A 19,163-nucleotide genomic window follows, 5' to 3' on the forward strand; every position below is an offset into this window, starting at 1 on the left:
CGGTCAGCCGAGCGTCGCGAAGGGCGGCGGATAGGCGAGCGCGAGGCGCAGCGGCAGAGGCCGGTCGCCGAGCGCCAGCCACTGGTTCTCCGGGATCGGGTAGGGGGTGAGCATCCGCTCCGGCCGGCCGGGATGGAAGCCGAAGCGGCCGTAATAGGCCGGATCGCCGAGCACCAGCACGATGTCCTCGCCCGACGCCTCCAGCCGGGCCAGCCCCTCGCGCACCAGCGCGGTGCCGATGCCGGTCGTCTGCCGGCCCGGCGCGACCGCCAGCGGCGCGAGACAGACGGCCCGGCGGCGGTCGTTGGGCGGAGCGACGGTCAGGCGCGAGAACAGGAGATGGCCGAGGATGACCCGATCGGCGCTGCTGCCGCCACCGCTGCTGCCGCCACCGCTGTTGCCATCGTCGCCGCCATCGCCATCGCCATCGCCGGCTCCGGTTGCGCGGGCGACCAGCTCCAGCACGCCATATCCGCCGAGGCGCAGCGCGGCGACGAGGTCCGCCTCGGCCGGGGTCGGGAAGGCGGCGACCAGGAGCGCGCGGATCGCGGCGGCATCGGTCGGCTGGGCGGCTTCGATCGCGAATGCGGACATGCCGGCCTCACCCGAGCCTGGCGCCGGGGGCGAGCGCCGCCCCGCGCAGAAAGTCCTCCGCCCTCAGCGCCTTGCCGCCGGCGCGCTGCAACTCGATCAGCCGCACCGCGCCCGACCCGCAGGCGACCGTCAGGCGATCGTCGAGGAGCGTGCCCGGTGCGCCGGTTGCGGCGTCGGGGGCGGCGACTTCTGGGGCGAGCGTCGAGCGCAGCACCTTGACCCGTTCCGGCTTGCCGCCGATCGTCGCCTCGCACCAGGCGCCCGGGAAGGGCGACAGGCCGCGGATGCGGTCGTGCACGGTCGCGGCCGGCAGGCTCCAGTCGATGCGCGCCTCGGCCTTGTCGATCTTGGCCGCATAGGTGACGCCTTCGGCCGCCTGCGGCACGGCGCCGAGCGCGCCGCGCGAGAGGGCGGCCAGCGCCCGCACCATCAGGTCGGCGCCGAGCCGGGCGAGCCGGTCGTGCAGGTCGCCGGTGGTCTCGTCGGGGCGGATCGCGACCCGCTCGGTCATGGCGACCGGTCCGGTATCGAGGCCCGCCTCCATGCGCATCACGGCGACGCCGGTCTCCCGGTCGCCGGCCATGATGGCGCGGTGGATCGGCGCGGCGCCGCGCCAGCGTGGCAAGAGCGAGGCATGCAGGTTGACGCAGCCCTCGCGCGGCGCCTCCAGGATCGGCACCGGCAGGATCAGCCCATAGGCGACCACCACCGCCACGTCGGCGTCATGGGCGCGGAAGCGCTCCTGTTCGTCGGCCGATTTCAGGCTGGTCGGGGTCAGCACCGGGATGCCGAGCGCCTCGGCCTGGCGATGCACCGGCGAGGGCGTCGGCTGCAGGCCGCGCCCGGCCGGCCGCGGCGGCTGCGAATAGACGGCGACCACCTCGTGGCCCTGGCCGACGATCTCGACGAGGGTCGGCACGGCGAAATCGGGCGTGCCCATGAAGACGACGCGGAGGGACATGGCGGGCGGGTTCCCGAATGGAGCGACAGCCCGGCTCTATAGCGCGAAGGGATCGACGAGGTCGACGCCCGTCGCCTCGAAATCGCGGACATTGCGGGTCACCAGCCGCATCCCGTTCGCCCGCGCGATGGCGGCGATCTGGGCGTCGATGACGGCGACGGGGCGGCCGATCGCAAAGCGATGCGCCATGATCTCCGCATAGTGGCGAGCCGCCGTGGCATCGAAAGCCAGAATCCGGCCGCGATAGAGGACCCGTTCAAGGTCCTCGATATCGGTTTCCAGCGACGTCCGGCGCCGGGAGCGTGGCAGCCGGGCGGCACCGAAGCGCAATTCGGCGAGAACCGGCGCCGCCAGGTACAGAGTTCGCAGCGGCGTCGCGGACAGGAAGGCGGCGACGCCCGGATGCGGATTGGCCTTGAATCCTTCGGAAACCACATTGGTATCCGGGACGTTCATTCGAAATCGACCCGGGGCGCCTCGACCGTGCGCGGCGGAGGCTCGAAGTCGACGGGTCCGTTCCGTTCGCGCAGCCGCCGATAGGCCTCGCCCGCAGACATGTCGGGCAGGTCGATCGCCAGCGACAGGATGTCGGCGGCCTCCGCCGAAATGCTGCGCCGGTTGGCCTTGGCGCGTGCCGCCAATCTTGCCTCGGTTTCCGGATCGAGCCCGCGGATCAACAGATCGCCCATGACCGTCCTCCCGCGCGTCGTCGTCGATCGGCAGCACTCTACCACGTGGGTCGGTCCCGGACAATCGCCGCAACCCTGGCGTGAAAATCAGGCCAGTCCCTGTTCCTTCAGGCGGGCCTGCTTCTGGAACTTCTTCATCACCCGGTCGCGCTTCAGCTTGGACAGGTGGTCGATGAACAGGACGCCGTCGAGATGGTCGATCTCGTGCTGCAGGCAGGTGGCGAGCAGGCCCTCGGCCTCCAGCTCGCGCGTCTCGCCGTGGCGGTCGAGATAGCGCACGCCGACCTTGGCGGGGCGTTCGACGACTTCGTAATAGTCGGGGATCGAGAGGCAGCCTTCCTCGTAGGTCGACAGCTCCTCCGACGACCAGACGATCTCCGGATTGACCAGGAACAGCGGCTCGCGCTTGTCCTCCTCCTTCGACACGTCGATCGTCACGACGCGCTGCATCACGCCGACCTGCACGGCCGCCAGCCCGATGCCGGGCGCGGCATACATGGTCTCCAGCATGTCGTCGAGCAGCCTGCGGATCGAGCCGTCGACCGAGGCGACCACCTCGGACTTCTGCTTCAGGCGCTGGTCGGGAATGATGACGATGTCGAGTTTGGACATGGTCGTCAGATAGGCGAGAACGCGCAGCCGGTCAACGGATCCGGGGCTGCGACGGCGTGTCCGTTAACCCCTTTCGTACCCGAATCGTTCTAGCCTGCCGGCCATGGACGGAACCCTTCTGGCCGCCTTGGGCGGCACTGCGGCTCTGGCCCGCATGGCCGCCTGGGGGGCGGTGCTGGCGGGCGGGCTGCTCCTTGTCTGGCTGTGGCGCGGCACGCGCGCCCGGGCGGTCGCGGAGGAGCGCGCGCGCGAACTCGACCTGCGCCTGGCCGAGATGGCCCGGCTGCAGGCGGAGATGACCGGCCGCATGCAGACCATGGCGGAGGTCTTCGGCAGCCGGCAGGCCGATCTCGCCCGCGCCGTCTCGGAACGGCTCGACGGGCTGACCCACCGGCTCGGCTCCTCGATGGTCGAAACCAGCCGGTCGACCGAGGCGAGCCTCGCCCGGCTCGGCGAGCGCATGGCGGTGATCGACCGCGCCCAGCGCTCGATGAGCGACCTCGCCTCCGAGGTGCTCCAGCTGCGCTCGATCCTCGCCGACAAGCAGGCGCGCGGCGCCTTCGGCCAGGGCCGCATGGAGGCGATCGTCGCCGACGCGCTGCCGCCCAATGCCTATACGTTCCAGGCCACCTTGCCGACCGGCGTCCGGCCGGACTGCCTGATCCACCTGCCCAACGGCGCGCCGCCGCTGGTCGTCGACGCCAAGTTCCCGCTCGAGGCCTGGACGGCGCTCGGCGCGGCCGAAACCGACGACGAGCGCAAGCTCGCCGGCACCCGCTTCCGCCGCGACGTGCTGCGCCACGTCATCGACATCCGCGACAAGTATCTGCTGCCCGGCGAGACCCAGGACACCGCCTTCCTGTTCGTGCCGTCGGAATCGATCTTCGCCGACCTGCACGAGCGCTTCGAGGATCTGGTGCAGAAGGCCCAGCGCGCCCGGGTGGTGATCGTCTCGCCGTCGCTCCTGATGCTGTCGATCCAGGTCGTCCAGGCCGTGCTGCGCGACCATCGCATGCGCGAGCAGGCGCATCTGATCCAGGCCGAGGTCGTGCATCTCATCGACGACGTCGCGCGCCTGCACGACCGGGTGCTCAAGCTGCAGGCCCATCACGGCCAGGCGGCCAAGGATCTGGAGCAGATCGTCATTTCCTCGGAGAAGCTGCAGCGCCGCGCCGCGCGCATCGAGGATGTCGAGATGGGCGAGGCGGTGCCGGCCGGTCCGGTCGTGCCGATCCCGCTCGGCGCCAGCCGGCTGGCCGGGGAATAGGCCGTCGCCGCGGGCCCGCGCGCGCCGGCAGGTCATGACGCGCGGAGTATGGGATGCTCCCCGCAGCCGGGAGTGGGACCCTGACAGCCGCCCCGGATACAGACCTTGGCCCTGGCCTTCGATCAGCGACCCCCGCTCCTTGACCCCCGCTCCTTGACCTACGGGCAGCCGCCTTGCAGCCGCGGCCCTGGACGGGCCTGCCGCACTGCGGCATGACTGGCGCTCCCACCCGCCCGCTTCCCTCCTGTCGCAAGGCTGCCCATGTCCCTGCTCGTCGCCATCAACGGCTGGTCTCCCGACGAATGGATCGCCCGTTTCCGCCGCGAGGGCGGTCCGCTGCCGATCGTCGACGCGCGCGCGCCGTTCGACCCGGCTTCGATCCGCTATGCCGCCGTCTGGAAGCCGACGCCCGGCCTGCTCGCCGGCCTGCCGAACCTCGCCGCCATCTTCAACCTCGGCGCCGGCGTCGACGCCTTGCTCGGCGACAGGACGCTGCCGTCCGCGCCGGTCGTGCGGGTGGTCGACCCGGATCTGACCGGGCGGATGACCGAATATGTCGTGCTGCACTGCCTCGACCGCCTGCGCCGGGGCGACCGGCATCGGGCCGCCCAGGCGCGCCGGGAATGGCTGGCCGACTACCAGCCGGCCGCCGCGGATGTCCGCGTCGGCGTCATGGGCATGGGCGTGCTCGGCCGCGACGCGAGCGCCGTGCTCGCCCGCCTCGGCTTCCGCGTCGCCGGCTGGAGCCGTCGCGGCGAGGTCGTGCCGGGTGTGGAGACCTTCGCCGGGGCCGAAGGCCTGAAGCCGTTCCTGGCCCGCACCGACATCCTGGTCATCCTCTTGCCGCTGACGCCCGACACCCGCGGCATCCTCAACCGCGGTCTTTTCGCCGGTCTCGCCCGGGACGGCGCGCTCGGCGGGCCGATCCTGATCAATGCCGGCCGCGGCGGGTTGCAGGTGGAGGCCGATATCCTCGCCGCCCTCGACGACGGCACGCTCGATCATGCCGTGTTGGACGTGTTCGAGACCGAGCCGCTGCCGGCGGCGAGCCCGTTCTGGACCCATCCGAAGGTCACCATCACGCCCCACAATGCGGCCGATTCCGACCCCCAGCACATCTGCCGCTACACGCTCGAACAGATCGCCCGGGCCGAGCGGGGCCTGCCGCTCGAGAATGTCGTCGACCGGACGACCGGGTACTAAGCCGGCGAAAGATCGACCGTCCGTCGAGGCGCCGGCGCGTGGGGCTTCCTCGGACCACCCCGACCGTGGCGCCGGGCCGCCGCCCTGCGGTTCCTGCCGTCGCGGCCGTGCTTCGTGGCCTGGCCGGCTCCTGGCGGGCCGCTGAAATGCGGTCCGAACCCGCCATTCTGTCATCCCCGGGCCTGTCCCGAGGATCCATTGCGAAGGCCAAGTCTTTGAAAAGTCTGGCTCCCCGGGACGAGCCCGGGGATGACAGAGGGGAAATTGCCGGCTTCCGATCGCGTTACGACGCGTTTTTCGAAAGCCTGCCGACGGATCGATTGCAACGGCCGGTACCCTTCCGCTTCGCTTCTCCGAACCACCTTCGGATCGAACATGCGACCGTCTCCACGGCGGTCTTGCGGAGCCGCCCCCGCGGGACAATGCTCGGACGCCAACGAATGGAGGATCGTCCATGACGCCGGTTGTCGTTTCGCCGCAGCTCTGCCTGCTCTTCGCCGCCGTGTCGGGGATCCTGCTGGCCGGAAGCCCGGCCCGCGCCGACTACGAGAGCTACGGGGTCTTCTGCGCGTCGGGCCGGATCGAGGTCGATTCCCGCTCGGCCGAGCAGATGCAGTCGAACCGCGGCGCCTGCCAGTTCGCCCGCTTTCCGACCCGGTCGGATGCGGAAAACTTCGCCCGGCGCAATTTCGGCGGCGTCGGCGGCGCCTGCAGCTGCCGCTGAGACAGCGGCGCCGCTCGGACGATCCGGTCGCCATCGGGACAGTGCCGCCGGCTGCGCCATGGTGCCATGTCGCCTTGCTGTGAACGGGGCCGTGACATCGCCGGAGGCGCCATGACCGAGCCGTTGGACTGGAAGGCCTTTCGCCGCGCCGAGCGCGAGCGGCTGCTGGACGCGCGCCGGGCGATCGGTGCGGCCGAGCGCGAGCGGCTGACCGCCACGCTCGCCCGCCAGCTCGATGCCGCCGTCCCGGCGCGGCCCGGCGCGGCGCTCGGCCTCTACTGGCCGATCAAGGGCGAGATCGATCTCCGCGCCTGGGCCGAAGCCTTCGCGGCCCGCCACGCCATGACGCTCGCCCTGCCGGTGGTGGTCGAGAAGGCCGCCCCGCTCGAATTCCGCGCCTGGGCACCCGGCGACGCGATGGAGCGCGGCTTCTGGAACATCCTGGTGCCGGCCGCCCGCAGGGTGGTCGTGCCGGCCGTGGTGATCGCGCCGCTGGTCGGCTTCCAGGCCGCGGGCTGCTGGCGGCTCGGCTATGGCGGCGGCTATTTCGACCGCACCCTGGCGAGCCTCGCGCCGCGGCCTTTCGCGGTCGGGCTCGGCCTCGGCGGCGCCGAACTCGCCACCATCCATCCCCAGCCGCACGACGTGCCGATGGATGTCCTCGTCACCGAGACCCGCATCCTGCCGGCCGCTCAGTCCTTCTCCAGATAGATCGCCCAGTAGCTCGCCGCAACGCCGCCGGCGCCGCCGATGACGTTGCCGAGCGTGACGAGGACGAGGTTCTCGGCGAAGCCGCCGAGGTCGATCACGCCGCCGAAGGCCCAGCCGGCCGGGATCAGATACATGTTGGCGATGGAATGCTCGAAGCCGAGCGCCACGAAGGCGGTGATCGGCCACAGGATGGCGAGAATCTTGCCGGACACCTCGCGCGCCGCGAAGGTCAGCCAGACCGCGAGGCAGACCAGCGCGTTGCACAGGATGGCGCGCGCGAAGGCGGCAAGCGGCGACAGCGCCAGCTTGGCTTCCGCGATCTTGGCCGCGTTGCGCCCGACCGCGCCGCCGCCGAGATCGCCGAGCCCGGCCGCCCAGGCGAGCGCCACCATGGCCAGCGCGCCGGCGAGATTGGCCACGAACACGATCGCCCAGTTGCGCAGCAGGTCGCCGAGGCCGACCTTGCCGTCGACCCAGGCCATCACGATCAGGGCGTTGCCGGTGAAGAGCTCAGCCCCGCCGATCACGACCAGGATCAGGCCGAGCGAGAAGGCCGCGCCGCCCAGCAACCGCACGGGGCCGAAGCTGTCGCCCGCCCCGGTCGTCACCAGGGTGAAGAACATCGCCCCGAAGGCGATGAAGGCGCCGGCCAGCATGCCCAGCATGGCGAGCCGGCGGACCGACAGCCGGGCCTTGGCGACGCCGGCCTCCTCGACGCGCCGCGCCATCTCGGCCGGCTTGTAGGCGTCGAGCCCGGTCGGGTTGGGCGGCTGCGGGGCCGGATCGGACGGCGGACGGGATATCGCATCGGGCATCGGGGGCTCCGTTCTCGTCGCCACAGGTCTCGTCGCCAATGTCGCGGCTGGATCGCCGGCCGGCCATGATTTCGCGCAACGCGCCGCGCGGCTCCGCATTCAGACGGCTGGTGCCGGCGCGGCGGGCGCCTATATTGGAGGCGAAACGGGCGGCCGGGGAGATGCGTCATGGGCGATGCGCTGGATCTGAGCGAGAAGGACGTGCTCGGCATCGCCGAGGCGTGGCGGCGGGACGGCCGGGCGGTGGCGCTGGCCACCGTGGTGGAGACCTGGGGCTCGGCGCCGCGGCCGATCGGCAGTCATCTGGTCATCGACGGGGATGGCCATTTCGAGGGCTCGGTCTCCGGCGGCTGCGTCGAAGGCGCGGTGGTCGGCGAGGCGATCGACGTGATCGGCGACGGCCGGCCGCGGCTCCTGGAATTCGGTGTCGCCGACGAGACCGCCTGGCGGGTCGGCCTGTCCTGCGGCGGCCGCATCGCCGTCTATGTGGAACGGATCGACTGAAAGAGCGCGTCGGATGGATCGTGGCCTGCTTGAAACCCTCAATGCGGAACGGCGCGCCCGCCGGGCCGTGATCCGCGTCACCAACCTCGCGACCGGGGCCGAGCGCCTGGTCCGGGAGGCCGAACTCGATCCGGCCGATCCGCTCGGCGCCGAGCTTGCCGGGCGGTTCCGCTCGGCGAAATCCGGCATGGTCGAGACGGCCGACGGCGGCCGCCTGTTCCTGACCGTGCATGTGCCGCCGCCGCGCCTCGTCTGCATCGGCGCGGTGCATATCACCCAGGCGCTCGCCCCGATGGCGCGCATGGCCGGCTTCGACGTGACCGTGATCGACCCGCGCACGGCCTTCGCCACCGAGGCGCGCTTCGAGGGCGTGCCGCTCTATCCCGATTGGCCGGACGACGTGATCCCCGGCAAGGTCGGCCTCGACGCCTATACGGGCCTCGTCGCCGTGACCCACGATCCCAAGATCGACGACTGGCCGATCGCCCGCGCCCTGGAGGCCGGCAGCTTCTATGTCGGCGCGCTCGGCAGCCGGAAGACCCACGCCAAGCGCGTCGAGCGCCTGACCGCAGCGGGCGTCGATCCGGCCGCCATCGGCCGCATCGCCGCCCCGATCGGCCTCGATATCGGCGCCCAGTCGCCGGCCGAGATCGCCGTCGCGGTGCTGGCCCAGGCGATCCAGGCCCTGCGGCGGCGTCCCGCCGCGGATGCCGCATCATGAAATTCGGCCCCGTGCCGGTCGACGAGGCGGCCGGCGCCATCCTGGCCCATGCGGTGGCGACGCCGGCCGGCACCTTCCGCAAGGGCCAGCGGATCGGCGCCGCCGAGGTCGCCGCCTTCCGGGCGGCCGGGCTCGACGCGGTGGTGGCGGCGGTTCCCGGACCGGACGATCTCGACGAGGACGCGGCCGCCGGCCGGATCGCCGAGGCGCTGGCCGGCGCCGGCATCCGGGTCGAGCCGCCGGCGACCGGGCGCAGCAACCTGTTCGCCGCCGCGCCCGGCCTGCTGATCGTCGACCGCGCCGGCATCGACGCGCTGAACGGCCTCGATCCCGGCATCACCTTCGCGACCCTGCCGGCGCATGCCGCCGCCGAAACCGGCCGCATGGTCGCCACCGTCAAGATCATCCCGTTCGCGCTGTCGAAGGCGGTCGTCGATCGTGCCGTGGCGGCGATCCGCGCGGCCGGTCCGCTGGTCTCGATCGCCGCCTACCGGCCGCAGCGGGTCGCCGTGGTGTCGACCCTGCTGCCGTCGCTGAAGGCCTCGGTGATCGACAAGACCCTGCGGGTGATGGCCGAGCGCCTGACGCCGGCCGGCAGCGCCATCGTCGCCGACCGGCGCGTGCCCCACGCGGAAGCCCCGCTCGCCGCGGCGATCCGGGCCGCGGTCGCCGAGGACCGCGCCGATCTGGTCGTCGTCTTCGGCGCCTCCGCGGTGGTCGACCGGCGCGACGTGATCCCGGCCGCGATCGAGGCGGCCGGCGGCCGGGTCGACCATTTCGGCATGCCGGTCGATCCCGGCAACCTGCTCCTGGTCGGCGCGCTCGATGGCCGGCCGGTGCTCGGCGCGCCCGGCTGCGCGCGCAGCCCGCGCGAGAACGGCTTCGACTGGATTCTTGCCCGCCTGCTCGCCGACCTGCCGGTCGGACCGGCCGAGATCGTCGGGCTCGGCGTCGGAGGGCTCCTGATGGACATCGTCTCCCGCCCGGCGCCGCGCGCCGCGCCCAACGAGGCCGAAGTGCCGGAGGCGCGTCGGATCGCCGCGGTGGTGCTGGCCGCCGGCCGCTCGACCCGGATGGGCGGCCCGAACAAGCTCCTCGCCACCCTCGACGGCAAGCCGCTGGTCCGCCACGCCGCCGAGGCCGCGCTGGCGAGCCGCGCCGACAGCGTCACGGTGGTCACCGGCCACATGGCTGCCGAGGTCGCCGCCGCGCTCGACGGGCTGGATGTGCGCGTCGTGCACAATCCCGACTATGCCGAGGGCCTGTCGACCTCGATGCGTACCGGCATCGGGGCCGTGCCGGAGGCCGCCGAGGCCGCCGTGATCCTGCTCGGCGACATGCCGCGCGTCGATGCCGCCGTGGTCGACCGCCTGATCGAGGCCTACGATCCCGCCCGCGGTGCCCTGGTCATCGTCCCGACCGCCGCCGGCCAGCGCGGCAACCCGGTCCTGATCTCGCGCCGCTTCTTCCCCGACCTGATGGCGGTCGCCGGCGATGTCGGCGCCCGCCAGGTGCTCCGGGGCTATCCGGAAGCCATCGTCGAGATCGAACTCGGCGCCGCCGTCGCCCTCGACCTCGACACGCCCGAGGCCCTCGCGGCCGCCGGCGGGCGCACGGCGGCAGACTGAGGGACGTCCCGCCGGACATCCGCCTGCGTCACCGTCCGCCTGCCACCGTCCCCTATTTCACAGGCGCTTGACGGTGCGCAGCGGGGTACCGGCGGCCTCGATGCGGGCGAGGCCGGCGGCGAGGCCTTCGATCGCGGTCGACATGGTGTGGGCGTTGGCATGCAGCATGGTGTCGGCGTCGCGGACGAGTGCGACATGGCCCGGCCAGAACAGGAGATCGCCGCGCCGCCAGGCGGCCGGATCAAGCCCGATGGCCGTGCCGAGGGCGGCCTCCTGCATGTCGGAATCGCGCGGTGCGGTGATGCCGCAGGCGGCGAGTGCGGTCTGGACGAGGCCGGAACAGTCGATGCCGAGGCTCGACTTGCCGCCCCACAGATAGGGCGTGCCGAGGAAGCGCTCGGCGACCGTGACCGGGTCGGCCTCGACGGCGCCGACGGGCGCGAGATGCTGCATCACGATCGCGCCGCCGGTCTCGGTCAGGCCGAAGATGCGGCCGCGGACCTCGACCTCGCGCCGGATGGCGACCTCCGCGCCGAGGCTCAGCCACAGGAGCGGCGGCTCCTTGATGCTCGGGCCGGGGAAGACGAAGGTGCGCAGCGCCGCGACCCGGTGGGTCGGCGCGGGCGCCTCGCCCTTCAGGATGGCATGGCTCGGCAGGTAGCCGACATAGCCGTCGCGGGCGAGCTGGACCCAGGCCCAGCCCTCCTGATCCTCGTCATAGACCGTCAGCCGCTCGCCATGCAGCGCCTCGGTGTCGAGCCCGGCATCCGGACGCGGTTCGCGGCGCAGCGGCGCAAGGCCTTCGATCACCCGCGCCGGCGTCCCGGCCGCATAGCGCGGCGCGGCGACGAGGCCTTCGAGCGACTGCGCGGCGAGATCGGCGCGGGCGGGTGTCAGGCGGGGATCGTGGATGGTCATGCCGGGACCTCGCAGAGAATATTCAGACTATCAGCCCGATCCGGCGTCGTCAGCCAGCGGATCGGCTTTGGCGGATTGCTGAAGAGCGCGTCGGAACGCGATCAGACGCGGGTCGTTTCAACTCTGTCATCCCCGGGCTTGTCCCGGGGATCCAGACTTTTCAAGGACTTGACCTTCACATTGGATCCCCGGGACAAGCCCGGGGATGACAGAATGGCGGGTTCGGAGTGATTTTCAGCGGCCTGTCACCCGACCGATCGGCTTTAGCCGACGGATCGGCGTCAGCCGACAAGGTGGCTTGTGACGATGCCGATCAGTTTCGCGAAGATCAGCCCGATCAGCAGCATCACCACCGCGATCTGTGCGCTGCATCCGGTCGTCATGCGCGAGACCCGATAGAAGATGGCGAGGCTCGCGGCGAGGCCGATCAGGCCGAGCAGCCCGGCGCCTCTGTCCGAGAGCAGGCCGATGCCGAAGCCGAGGGCTGCGAGGGTCGGCAGGATGGCGGCCAGCAGGCTCGCCCAGTTGGTGGCGGTGATCAGCGGCGCGAAACGGGGCGCGATGCCGAGCGGACCGGCCAGCGCGGCGAGCAGCAGCGGCGCGCCGAACCAGTTGACCACCTCGCCGGCGAGCTTGACCGCCAGAAAGACCAGGAGCGGCACGGTCGCGAGGTCCGGATCCGTGGCGACGAGATACCGGTGTTCGGCCGCGATGCCGATCGCGAAGGCCGGCAGCAGCGGCACGATCACCTGGAACGACCGCCAGAACCCGGCTTCCGAAAAATCGAAGCCGCGCAGGCCCTCGGGATTGCCCTTGACCAATAGCCAGGTCGCCGTCACGCCGGCCCGGATCTCCGCCAGCGTGATCATGCGGTCCGGTCCGCCCCGTCGAAGAAGCCGTCCAGGAAGACCCGGTAGATCGCCGTCAGGGTGACGAGATCGGCGACCGGTACATGCTCGTCGACCTGGTGCATGGTCTGGCCGACCAGCCCGAACTCGACCACCGGGCAGTAGTCCTTGATGAAGCGGGCGTCCGAGGTGCCGCCGCCGGTCGAAAGCTCCGGGCGGTGTCCGGTCACGGTCTCGATCGCGGCGCCGAGCCCGTCGACGAGGCGGGGGTCGACGGTCAGGAAGGAATCGCTCGACGGGGTCTCCAGCGCCAGCGTCCAGGCGAGGCCGTCGCCGGCGGCCGCGGCGAGCCGGGCGCGCAGCCAGGCGTCGAGCGTCGGGCGGGACCAGCGGTCGTTGAAGCGGATGTTGAAGCGGGCGCGGGCCGTGCCCGGGATCACGTTCCAGGCCGGATTGCCGACATCGACGGAGACGAATTCCAGGTTCGAAGGCTGGAAGCGCTCGTTGCCGGCGTCGAGCGGCTCGGCCAGAAGCGCGCCCATCAGGCGGATCAGGCCGGGGATCGGGTTCTCGGCCAGATGCGGATAGGCGACGTGGCCCTGCCGGCCGGTGACCGTGACGGTGCCGGACAGGCTGCCGCGGCGGCCGACCTTGATGGCATCGCCGACGGCCTGCGGGTTGGTCGGCTCGCCGACGATCGCCGCATCGAAGCGCTCGCCGCGGTCATGCGCCCAGCGCAGCAGCTTGACGGTGCCGTTGATGCTCGGCCCCTCCTCGTCGCCCGTGATCAGGAAGGAGAGCGTGCCGGCGCCGGGGCGGCGGGTGGCGAGATGGTCGAGCGCCGCGGCGACGAAGGCCGCGATGCCGCCCTTCATATCGACCGCCCCGCGGCCGTAGAGCCGGCCGTCCTCGATCGCGGCCGAGAAGGGATCGTGCCGCCACCCGGCCGCATCGCCGGGCGGGACCACGTCGACATGGCCGCCGAAGGTCAGGTGCGGCGCGCCCTGGCCGATCCGGGCATAGAGATTGACCACGTCCGACGTGCCGGGCGCGCTGAAGGTGACGGTCTCGCAGTCGAAGCCGGCCGCCTCCAGGATGCGGGCCAGCCGGGCGATGGCCTCGCCGGCATCGGGCGTCACGGAGGGGGCGGTGATCAGGTCGCGCAGGATGGCGACCGGATCGGAAATCGGGGACGGGATCGACGGCATGAGCGGATGTAGCCTCGCGTTTGGCGGGCCGTCAATCGCCCCGCGGCGTCCGTTCGCGGTCTCCGGGCTTGCGGCCCGGGGCCATAGCCCCGCCGGGTCGGGGCCGTCGCCCCGCCGGCCAGGGGCCCTTCGTCACGGGCTCAGCCGCGCGGGTCGGGGCCGTAGCGGTTGGGGCCGCGCGTGCCGCGCAGGCAGTAGAGATGCACGAACAGGATGACGGAGCCGAGCGTGATCAGGCCCATGGCGATCAGCTGCTCCTGCGTCCGGCCGGGCGGCGACGGCACCAGGCTGGCGAGGTTGATCGCCAGATAGGGCAGGGCCAGCCAGGTCGGCCGGCCATGGTCGTGCAGCCGCCGCACGATCAGGCTGCCGGTACCGGCGATCGAGAGCAGCGGGATCAGGGCGAAAAGCGTCAGGACGAACGGGTTGCGCCCGGTCAGCCTGGTCAGCGGCACGAGCAGAACGATTCCCAGACACAGCAGGATCAACAGCTGGAAATTCCGCTGCCAGAACTGGGCGCGTCCCAGGCGCCCGTTCAGGCCGAAGAAATACTCGAACATCGCCATCCCGTGCGCCGTCCCGTACGCCATCCCGTGCGCCATTGTGAACCGGCCGCGCCGCCGCCGGGCCGGCCGAACGGCCGGTCTCCGTCCGCGGAGCCGGGGTTTCCGCGCCGCCGGCCTCAACGGCCGGTCGCGTTCACGATCATGATCTTCTGCCAGATCTTCTGCGACAGGTTCGTGGTCAGCTGCTCGATTTCGTTCACCGCCGTGGCGATTTCGCCATCCTCGGTGGCGATCGCATAGAGCGCCGCCCCCTTGGCGGTGAGCGAGAGCAGTTCCGAGCAGTAGTCGAGATAGCGCGACAGCTCGAAGGGCGTCATCGAGCGTTCGGGAGAGACCGCCGTGCGCACTGCGCCCGGGCCGACCATGCCGGGATCCTTGGTCAGCTGATGCATGTCGATGACGTGGACGACCGCGCGGAACGGGTTCAGCGCCTGGAGGGCGCGCGACCGGCGCAGCCGGCGTTCGGCGGTGACCAGCGAGACCACCGCCACCGCGCTCAGGATGGTCAGGTTGACCAGCGCGTCGATGCTCTGGACCAGATTGAAGATGTTGTTGGTGCCGGCATCGAAATCGAGCCGCAGCACCAGGGCGGCGAGCAGCGCCGCCGCGCCGGCCAGGACGCCGGCGACGACCAGTCTCAGAAGCCAGCGCGGCCGCATGATCGCGCGCGTCGTCGCGGCCGTCTCGGCGATCAGGTCGCGCACCTCGCCGGCCACGCCGGCGAGCCCGGCGCCGGGGAAGCGGGCCTCGATGCGCGCCTTGAGCGCATCGAGCGTCTCGACGATCTCGTCGGCCGCCAGGAGGCGGTATCGCGGTTTCGATGCCTTGGCCATCGCCGCCTCCGGGGCTTGCGCGGCTGCGGATCCGCGCCTTGCGGATCAGTCGCGCAGCAGCTCGTTGATCGAGGTCTTGGAGCGGGTCTTCTCGTCGACCTTCTTGACGATGACCGCGCAATAGAGGTTCGGGCCGGGGGTGCCGTCCGGCAGCGGCTTGCCCGGCATGGAGCCGGAGACCACCACCGAATAGGGCGGCACGCGGCCGATATGGACCTCGCCGGTGTCGCGATCGACGATCTTGGTCGAGGCGCCGATGAACACGCCCATCGACAGCACCGAACCCTCGCCGACGATCACGCCTTCGACCACTTCGGAGCGGGCGCCGATGAAGCAGTTGTCCTCGATGATGGTCGGGCCGGCCTGCAGCGGCTCGAGCACGCCGCCGATGCCGACGCCGCCGGACAGATGCACGTTCTTGCCGATCTGCGCGCAGGAGCCGACCGTCGCCCAGGTGTCGACCATGGTGCCGCTGTCGACATAGGCGCCGAGATTGACGAAGGAGGGCATCAGCACCACGCCCGGCGCCACATAGGCGGAGCGGCGCACGACGGCGTTCGGCACGGCGCGGAAGCCGGCGGCGCGGAAGCGCGCCTCGTCCCAGCCGAGGAACTTCGAGGCCACCTTGTCCCACCAGACCGCCCCGTCGGGACCGCCGGAGACGATCGCCATGTCGTTCAGGCGGAACGACAGCAGCACGGCCTTCTTCAGCCACTGATGCACGACCCACTGGCCGTCCTGCTTCTCGGCGACGCGGATCTGGCCGCGGTCGAGCAGTTCGAGCGCCGCCTCGACGCCGTCGCGAACCTCGCCGCGCGTGTCGAGACCGACCTCGGCCCGGTTCTCCCAGGCGGTGTCGATGACGCGTTCGAGCAGGGGCAGGTCGACGGGCAGGCTCATGTTCGGGCTCCGGAAACGGCTGATCGGGCAGGGAGGCGGGACCATGGCGAGCGGGGCCGGGACTGTCAACCAGCGCCCTGCCGCATGCGGCGCAGGTTCGGCCATCGGCGGCCCCGCCATGCGCCGTCGCCGGCCGCCCCGATCGCCGTCTCACGGGCCGCCTTGCGGTCACTGGACACCTTGCGACCACGGGCCGCCAAGCGGTCACGGGCCGCCAAGCGGTCACGGTCCGCCAAGCGGTCACGGTCCGCCAAGCGGTCACGGTCCGCCAAGCGGTCATTGGCCGCCAAGATAGACCTCCTGCAGCAGGCCGTCGTCCGAATAGGGTGTCTGCCGGCCGCCGGTCGCCTCGAACACCTTCGAGCGCACCCGGCCGATCATCAGCCGCGCGTCCAGCCCCTTGGTGGCGACCGTCTCGACGAAGGCGCGGGTGAAGGGGCTGAGGTCGCCGTCGCCGTCGCCGGCGACATCCTGCGGGGCGGTCGAATAGACCACCAGCGAGCCGTGATTGGGCACCGCCAGCCGCGCCAGCCCGCGGGCCGGCGTCGACCGCGTCGCCGAGGCGATCTGGGCCGCGAAGGGATTGTCGCGGCAGGCGTCGAGGACGACGATCCGGGTCTTGGCCCGGCCGACGCGCTCCATGACCCGGCCGAGGCCGATCGCCTCGTCTTCGGCGTCGCGGATGTCGGAGAGCTGCGCGTCCACCGGCAGCAGATAGTTCTCCATCGCGCCACCGCGCGGGATCTGCACGGCGTGGCCGGAATAGTAGACCATCGCGATCTCGGCCCGGTCGGCCTTGTCGGAGAAGGCGCGCAGACTGCGGGCCATGGTCTCGCGGTTGGCATCGGTCACGATCTCGACCGAGAAGCCGATCGCGGTCAGCGCCTTGCCGACCGCCGCGGCATCGTTGGCGGGATTGCGCAGCCGGCCCATGCGTCCATAGGCGCCGTTGCCGATGACCAGCGCGACGCGGGCGCCGGCGGGGATGGCCGGCGTTGCCGCTGCGGCCTTGGCCTTGTCGCGCTGCGCGACGACGAGCTTGCGATTGTCTATCGCCACCGCATAGTCCGGCCGCAACTGGATGGCGCGTTCGTAGTCGGCCAGCGCGCGATCGAAATCGCCCTTGTCCCAGAAGATGTTGCCACGATTGTTGTAGTTGCTCGGATCCGCGGGCCTCAGGGCAATGGCCTTGTTGTAGTCGGCCAGCGCCCGATCGGCATCGCCCTTGGCGCGGTAGGCGATGCCGCGATTGGTGTAGCCGTCCGGATCGTCGGGCTTGAGGGCGATCACGCGGGTATAGTCGGCGATCGCGCGATCGTGCAGGCTCTTGGCCTGAAAGGCGACGCCGCGATTGAACAGAGCGAGGACGTCGTCCGGGTTCTGTGCGATCACCTGATCGAAGTCGGCGATCGCGCGGTCCGGCTCCTTGCGTCTGATATTGACGTCGCCGCGGTTGATCAGCGCCAGCCGGTAGCCGGGCTTCAGGGCGAGGGCCCGATCGTAGTCGGCGATCGCCCGGTCGTTGTCGCCCTTGTCGCGGAAGATGCGGCCCCGTGACGTGAAGGCGTCCGGGTCGTCCGACTTCAACGCGATGGCCTGGTTGAAATCGGCGAGGGCGCGGTCCCGGTCGCCGAGGGCCGAATAGGCCAGGCCCCGGTTGAAGAAGGCCTTGTAGTAGTCGGGCTTCAGGCTGATCGCCTGACCGAATTCGGCGATGGCGCGCTCGGTATCGCCAAGGGCGCGATAGGAATTGCCCCGGTTCAAACGGGCCATGGCGTCGCTGGGCCGCAACGCGATCGCCTGTTCGTAGTCCCTGATGGCACGATCGTGCTGGCCGAGACCGGCATATTCGACGCCGCGACTGATGTAGGAATTGGCGTCGCCGGGCGACCGGGCGATGGCGGCCGTGCAGGCCCGGATGCCGGCCTCGCCGGTCAGTCTTTGGCAATCCTCCGCATCGCCGGCCCGGGCGGGGACCGCCGCGACGAGGCCGACGAACAGCGTGGCGACAAGCAGGACGGGCAGCGGTCGGGCCATGACGGGACCTCGTCGGTCACGGGTTGCAGGCAGGAAAACGCGTTTCCGCCGGCAACTATGGCCCGGCAGCGGGCTCGGTCAATCGAACCCGGTGCCAACGATTTTGGCGGCCTTCCGCCCTCAGGCCGCGTAGCGCGACAGCGCCAGGTCGGCGGTCTCGATCTCCGGCTTGCGGGCGCCGATCTGGTCGGCGAGGACGGCGGCCGAGCCGCAGGCCATGGTCCAGCCGAGCGTTCCGTGGCCGGTGTTCAGCCAGAGATTGTCGAACCGGGTGGCGCCGATGATCGGCGTGCCGTCCGGGGTCATCGGGCGCAGGCCGGACCAGAAGGTCGCCGCCTTGAGGTCGCCGCCGCCGGGGAAGAGGTCGCCGACGGAATGTTCCAGCGTGCCGCGCCGCCGCTCGGGCAGGTCGGTCGAGAAGCCGGAAATCTCGGCCATGCCGCCGACCCGGATGCGGTCGCCGAGCCGGGTGATGGCGACCTTGTAGGTCTCGTCCATGATGGTGGAGACCGGCGCGCGCGCCTCGTCGACGATCGGGGCGGTGATCGAGTAGCCCTTGACCGGATAGACCGGCAGGCGGAGCCCGAGCCCCTTCAGGAGGCGCGGCGTGTAGCTGCCCATGGCGGCCACATAGGCGTCGGCCGTGACGGTGCCGGCGGAGGTGCGCACGCCGGTGACCCGGCCGCCGGCGGTCTCGACGGCCTCGATGGTGATGCCGAAGCGGAACACGACGCCGAGGCTCTCGGCGATCGAGGCGAGCGCGTTGGTGAACTTGAAGCAGTCGCCGGTCTCGTCGTTGGGCAGGCGCAGGCCGCCGACGAACTTCTCGCGCACCTGGGCGAGCGCCGGCTCGGCGGCGATGCAGCCGTCGCGGTCGAGCACCTCGAAGGGCACGCCGTCGGCCTTCAGGACCGCGATGTCCTTGTCGGCGCCGGCGAGCTGCTTTTCGGAGCGGAACAGCTGCAGCGTCCCCTGCATCCGCTCGTCGTAGCGGATGCCGGTCGCCTGGCGCAGCGCGATCAGCCGGTCGCGGCTGTATTCGGCGAGGCGCACCATGCGGCCCTTGTTGATCGCGTAGCGGCCGGAGGTGCAGTTGGCCAGCATCGAGAACAGCCAGCGCAGCATGTCCGGGTCGAGGGTCGGGCGCAGGATCAGCGGGGCGTGGCGCATGAACAGCCACTTGGCCGCCTTCTGGGGGATGCCGGGCGCCGCCCAGGGCGAGGCGTAGCCGGGCGAGATCTCGCCGGCATTGGCGAAGCTCGTCTCCAGCGCCGGGCCCGTCTGGCGGTCGATCACCGTCACCTCATGGCCGGCACGGGCCAGATAATAGGCCGTGGTCACACCGACCACGCCGCCGCCGAGAACCAGAACCTTCATGACTTGCCCCTGAGATGGAATTCACGCCGTCCGGTTGGGGCGGCGCG

Annotated in this window: 21 protein-coding genes; 7 read left to right on the forward strand and 14 right to left on the reverse strand. The window is 71.3% G+C overall.

Translation table 11 applies throughout. From position 1 onward, the window contains the following. Window positions 1-3: 3 nt before the first annotated feature. The 5 genes from ABB55_RS19390 to def form a co-directional block, all read right to left on the reverse strand. Window positions 4-594: a GNAT family N-acetyltransferase gene (locus tag ABB55_RS19390; protein WP_054360277.1), complete on the reverse strand. Its 591-nt coding sequence runs from the start codon at window positions 592-594 to the stop codon at window positions 4-6. A gap of 7 nt (window positions 595-601) precedes the next feature. Continuing rightward, window positions 602-1,555 carry a methionyl-tRNA formyltransferase gene (fmt, locus tag ABB55_RS19395; protein ID WP_054360278.1) on the reverse strand — a complete coding sequence of 318 codons (954 nt, stop codon included), beginning with the start codon at window positions 1,553-1,555 and terminating at the stop codon, window positions 602-604. A gap of 36 nt (window positions 1,556-1,591) precedes the next feature. Next, the gene (locus ABB55_RS19400; RefSeq protein WP_054360279.1) at window positions 1,592-2,011 is read right to left on the reverse strand and encodes a type II toxin-antitoxin system VapC family toxin; all 420 of its coding nucleotides are present in this window, start codon (window positions 2,009-2,011) and stop codon (window positions 1,592-1,594) included. Further along, window positions 2,008-2,244, reverse strand: a complete 237-nt coding sequence (locus tag ABB55_RS19405; RefSeq protein WP_054360280.1) for a FitA-like ribbon-helix-helix domain-containing protein — start codon at window positions 2,242-2,244, stop codon at window positions 2,008-2,010. Before ABB55_RS19405 ends, ABB55_RS19400 begins: the two co-directional genes overlap by 4 nt. Window positions 2,245-2,331: 87 nt before the next feature. Then, on the reverse strand, window positions 2,332-2,856 hold the full coding sequence (gene def / locus ABB55_RS19410) for a peptide deformylase (protein ID WP_054360281.1): 525 nt from the start codon (window positions 2,854-2,856) through the stop codon (window positions 2,332-2,334). A 103-nt stretch (window positions 2,857-2,959) separates the two neighbouring features. On the opposite strand from def, the gene ABB55_RS19415 reads away from it, so the two are divergent. The 4 genes from ABB55_RS19415 to ABB55_RS19430 all read left to right on the forward strand — a co-directional run bounded on the left by ABB55_RS19415 (window position 2,960) and on the right by ABB55_RS19430 (window position 6,761). Continuing rightward, window positions 2,960-4,123, forward strand: a complete 1,164-nt coding sequence (locus tag ABB55_RS19415) for a DNA recombination protein RmuC (protein ID WP_083463764.1) — start codon at window positions 2,960-2,962, stop codon at window positions 4,121-4,123. A gap of 261 nt (window positions 4,124-4,384) precedes the next feature. After that, window positions 4,385-5,326 (forward strand): 2-hydroxyacid dehydrogenase, encoded by a 942-nt coding sequence (locus ABB55_RS19420; RefSeq protein WP_054360282.1) that lies wholly within the window; start codon window positions 4,385-4,387, stop codon window positions 5,324-5,326. A 454-nt stretch (window positions 5,327-5,780) separates the two neighbouring features. Continuing rightward, a complete protein-coding gene (locus tag ABB55_RS19425; protein WP_054360283.1) occupies window positions 5,781-6,050 on the forward strand; it encodes a hypothetical protein in 270 nt (89 codons plus the stop codon). Window positions 6,051-6,161: 111 nt separating this feature from the next. Beyond that, a complete protein-coding gene (locus ABB55_RS19430) occupies window positions 6,162-6,761 on the forward strand; it encodes a 5-formyltetrahydrofolate cyclo-ligase (RefSeq protein WP_054360284.1) in 600 nt (199 codons plus the stop codon). Here ABB55_RS19430 and ABB55_RS19435 read toward each other — a convergent pair. Next, window positions 6,743-7,576 carry a formate/nitrite transporter family protein gene (locus tag ABB55_RS19435; RefSeq protein ID WP_083463765.1) on the reverse strand — a complete coding sequence of 278 codons (834 nt, stop codon included), beginning with the start codon at window positions 7,574-7,576 and terminating at the stop codon, window positions 6,743-6,745. The two genes, ABB55_RS19430 and ABB55_RS19435, sit on opposite strands and share 19 nt — an antisense overlap. A gap of 168 nt (window positions 7,577-7,744) precedes the next feature. Between ABB55_RS19435 and ABB55_RS19440 the strand changes: the two genes are divergently transcribed. From ABB55_RS19440 to ABB55_RS19450, 3 genes are read left to right on the forward strand one after another with little or no spacing between them, the layout of a single operon-like run. Then, window positions 7,745-8,080: an XdhC family protein gene (locus ABB55_RS19440; RefSeq protein WP_054360285.1), complete on the forward strand. Its 336-nt coding sequence runs from the start codon at window positions 7,745-7,747 to the stop codon at window positions 8,078-8,080. Window positions 8,081-8,093: 13 nt separating this feature from the next. After that, window positions 8,094-8,801: an XdhC family protein gene (locus ABB55_RS19445; RefSeq protein ID WP_054360286.1), complete on the forward strand. Its 708-nt coding sequence runs from the start codon at window positions 8,094-8,096 to the stop codon at window positions 8,799-8,801. Next, the gene (locus ABB55_RS19450; RefSeq protein WP_054360287.1) at window positions 8,798-10,429 is read left to right on the forward strand and encodes an NTP transferase domain-containing protein; all 1,632 of its coding nucleotides are present in this window, start codon (window positions 8,798-8,800) and stop codon (window positions 10,427-10,429) included. The genes ABB55_RS19445 and ABB55_RS19450 overlap by 4 nt, the downstream gene beginning before the upstream one ends. 57 nt (window positions 10,430-10,486) lie before the next feature. Here the strand turns inward: ABB55_RS19450 and ABB55_RS19455 are convergent, their stop codons facing one another. The 8 genes from ABB55_RS19455 to ABB55_RS19490 form a co-directional block, all read right to left on the reverse strand. Continuing rightward, on the reverse strand, window positions 10,487-11,347 hold the full coding sequence (locus ABB55_RS19455; RefSeq protein WP_200912048.1) for a C40 family peptidase: 861 nt from the start codon (window positions 11,345-11,347) through the stop codon (window positions 10,487-10,489). 281 nt (window positions 11,348-11,628) lie between these two features. Further along, window positions 11,629-12,216, reverse strand: coding sequence for a hypothetical protein (locus tag ABB55_RS19460; RefSeq protein WP_054360288.1), 588 nt, complete (start codon window positions 12,214-12,216; stop codon window positions 11,629-11,631). Continuing rightward, window positions 12,213-13,403 (reverse strand): succinyl-diaminopimelate desuccinylase, encoded by a 1,191-nt coding sequence (gene dapE, locus ABB55_RS19465; protein WP_054360289.1) that lies wholly within the window; start codon window positions 13,401-13,403, stop codon window positions 12,213-12,215. Before dapE ends, ABB55_RS19460 begins: the two co-directional genes overlap by 4 nt. Window positions 13,404-13,543: 140 nt before the next feature. Then, on the reverse strand, window positions 13,544-13,969 hold the full coding sequence (locus ABB55_RS19470; protein WP_054360290.1) for a DUF805 domain-containing protein: 426 nt from the start codon (window positions 13,967-13,969) through the stop codon (window positions 13,544-13,546). A gap of 116 nt (window positions 13,970-14,085) precedes the next feature. Then, window positions 14,086-14,802: a hypothetical protein gene (locus tag ABB55_RS19475; protein WP_054360291.1), complete on the reverse strand. Its 717-nt coding sequence runs from the start codon at window positions 14,800-14,802 to the stop codon at window positions 14,086-14,088. A gap of 45 nt (window positions 14,803-14,847) precedes the next feature. After that, window positions 14,848-15,702: a 2,3,4,5-tetrahydropyridine-2,6-dicarboxylate N-succinyltransferase gene (dapD, locus tag ABB55_RS19480; RefSeq protein WP_054360292.1), complete on the reverse strand. Its 855-nt coding sequence runs from the start codon at window positions 15,700-15,702 to the stop codon at window positions 14,848-14,850. Window positions 15,703-15,978: 276 nt separating this feature from the next. Continuing rightward, entirely contained in the window at window positions 15,979-17,739 is a 1,761-nt protein-coding gene (locus ABB55_RS19485) for a tetratricopeptide repeat protein (protein WP_054360293.1), read from the reverse strand. A 120-nt stretch (window positions 17,740-17,859) separates the two neighbouring features. Then, window positions 17,860-19,116, reverse strand: a complete 1,257-nt coding sequence (locus ABB55_RS19490; RefSeq protein ID WP_054360294.1) for a D-amino acid dehydrogenase — start codon at window positions 19,114-19,116, stop codon at window positions 17,860-17,862. Window positions 19,117-19,163 lie beyond the last annotated feature (47 nt).

It is taken from the genome of Prosthecodimorpha hirschii, assembly GCF_001305515.1.
Classification (GTDB): Bacteria; Pseudomonadota; Alphaproteobacteria; order Rhizobiales; family Ancalomicrobiaceae; genus Prosthecodimorpha; species Prosthecodimorpha hirschii.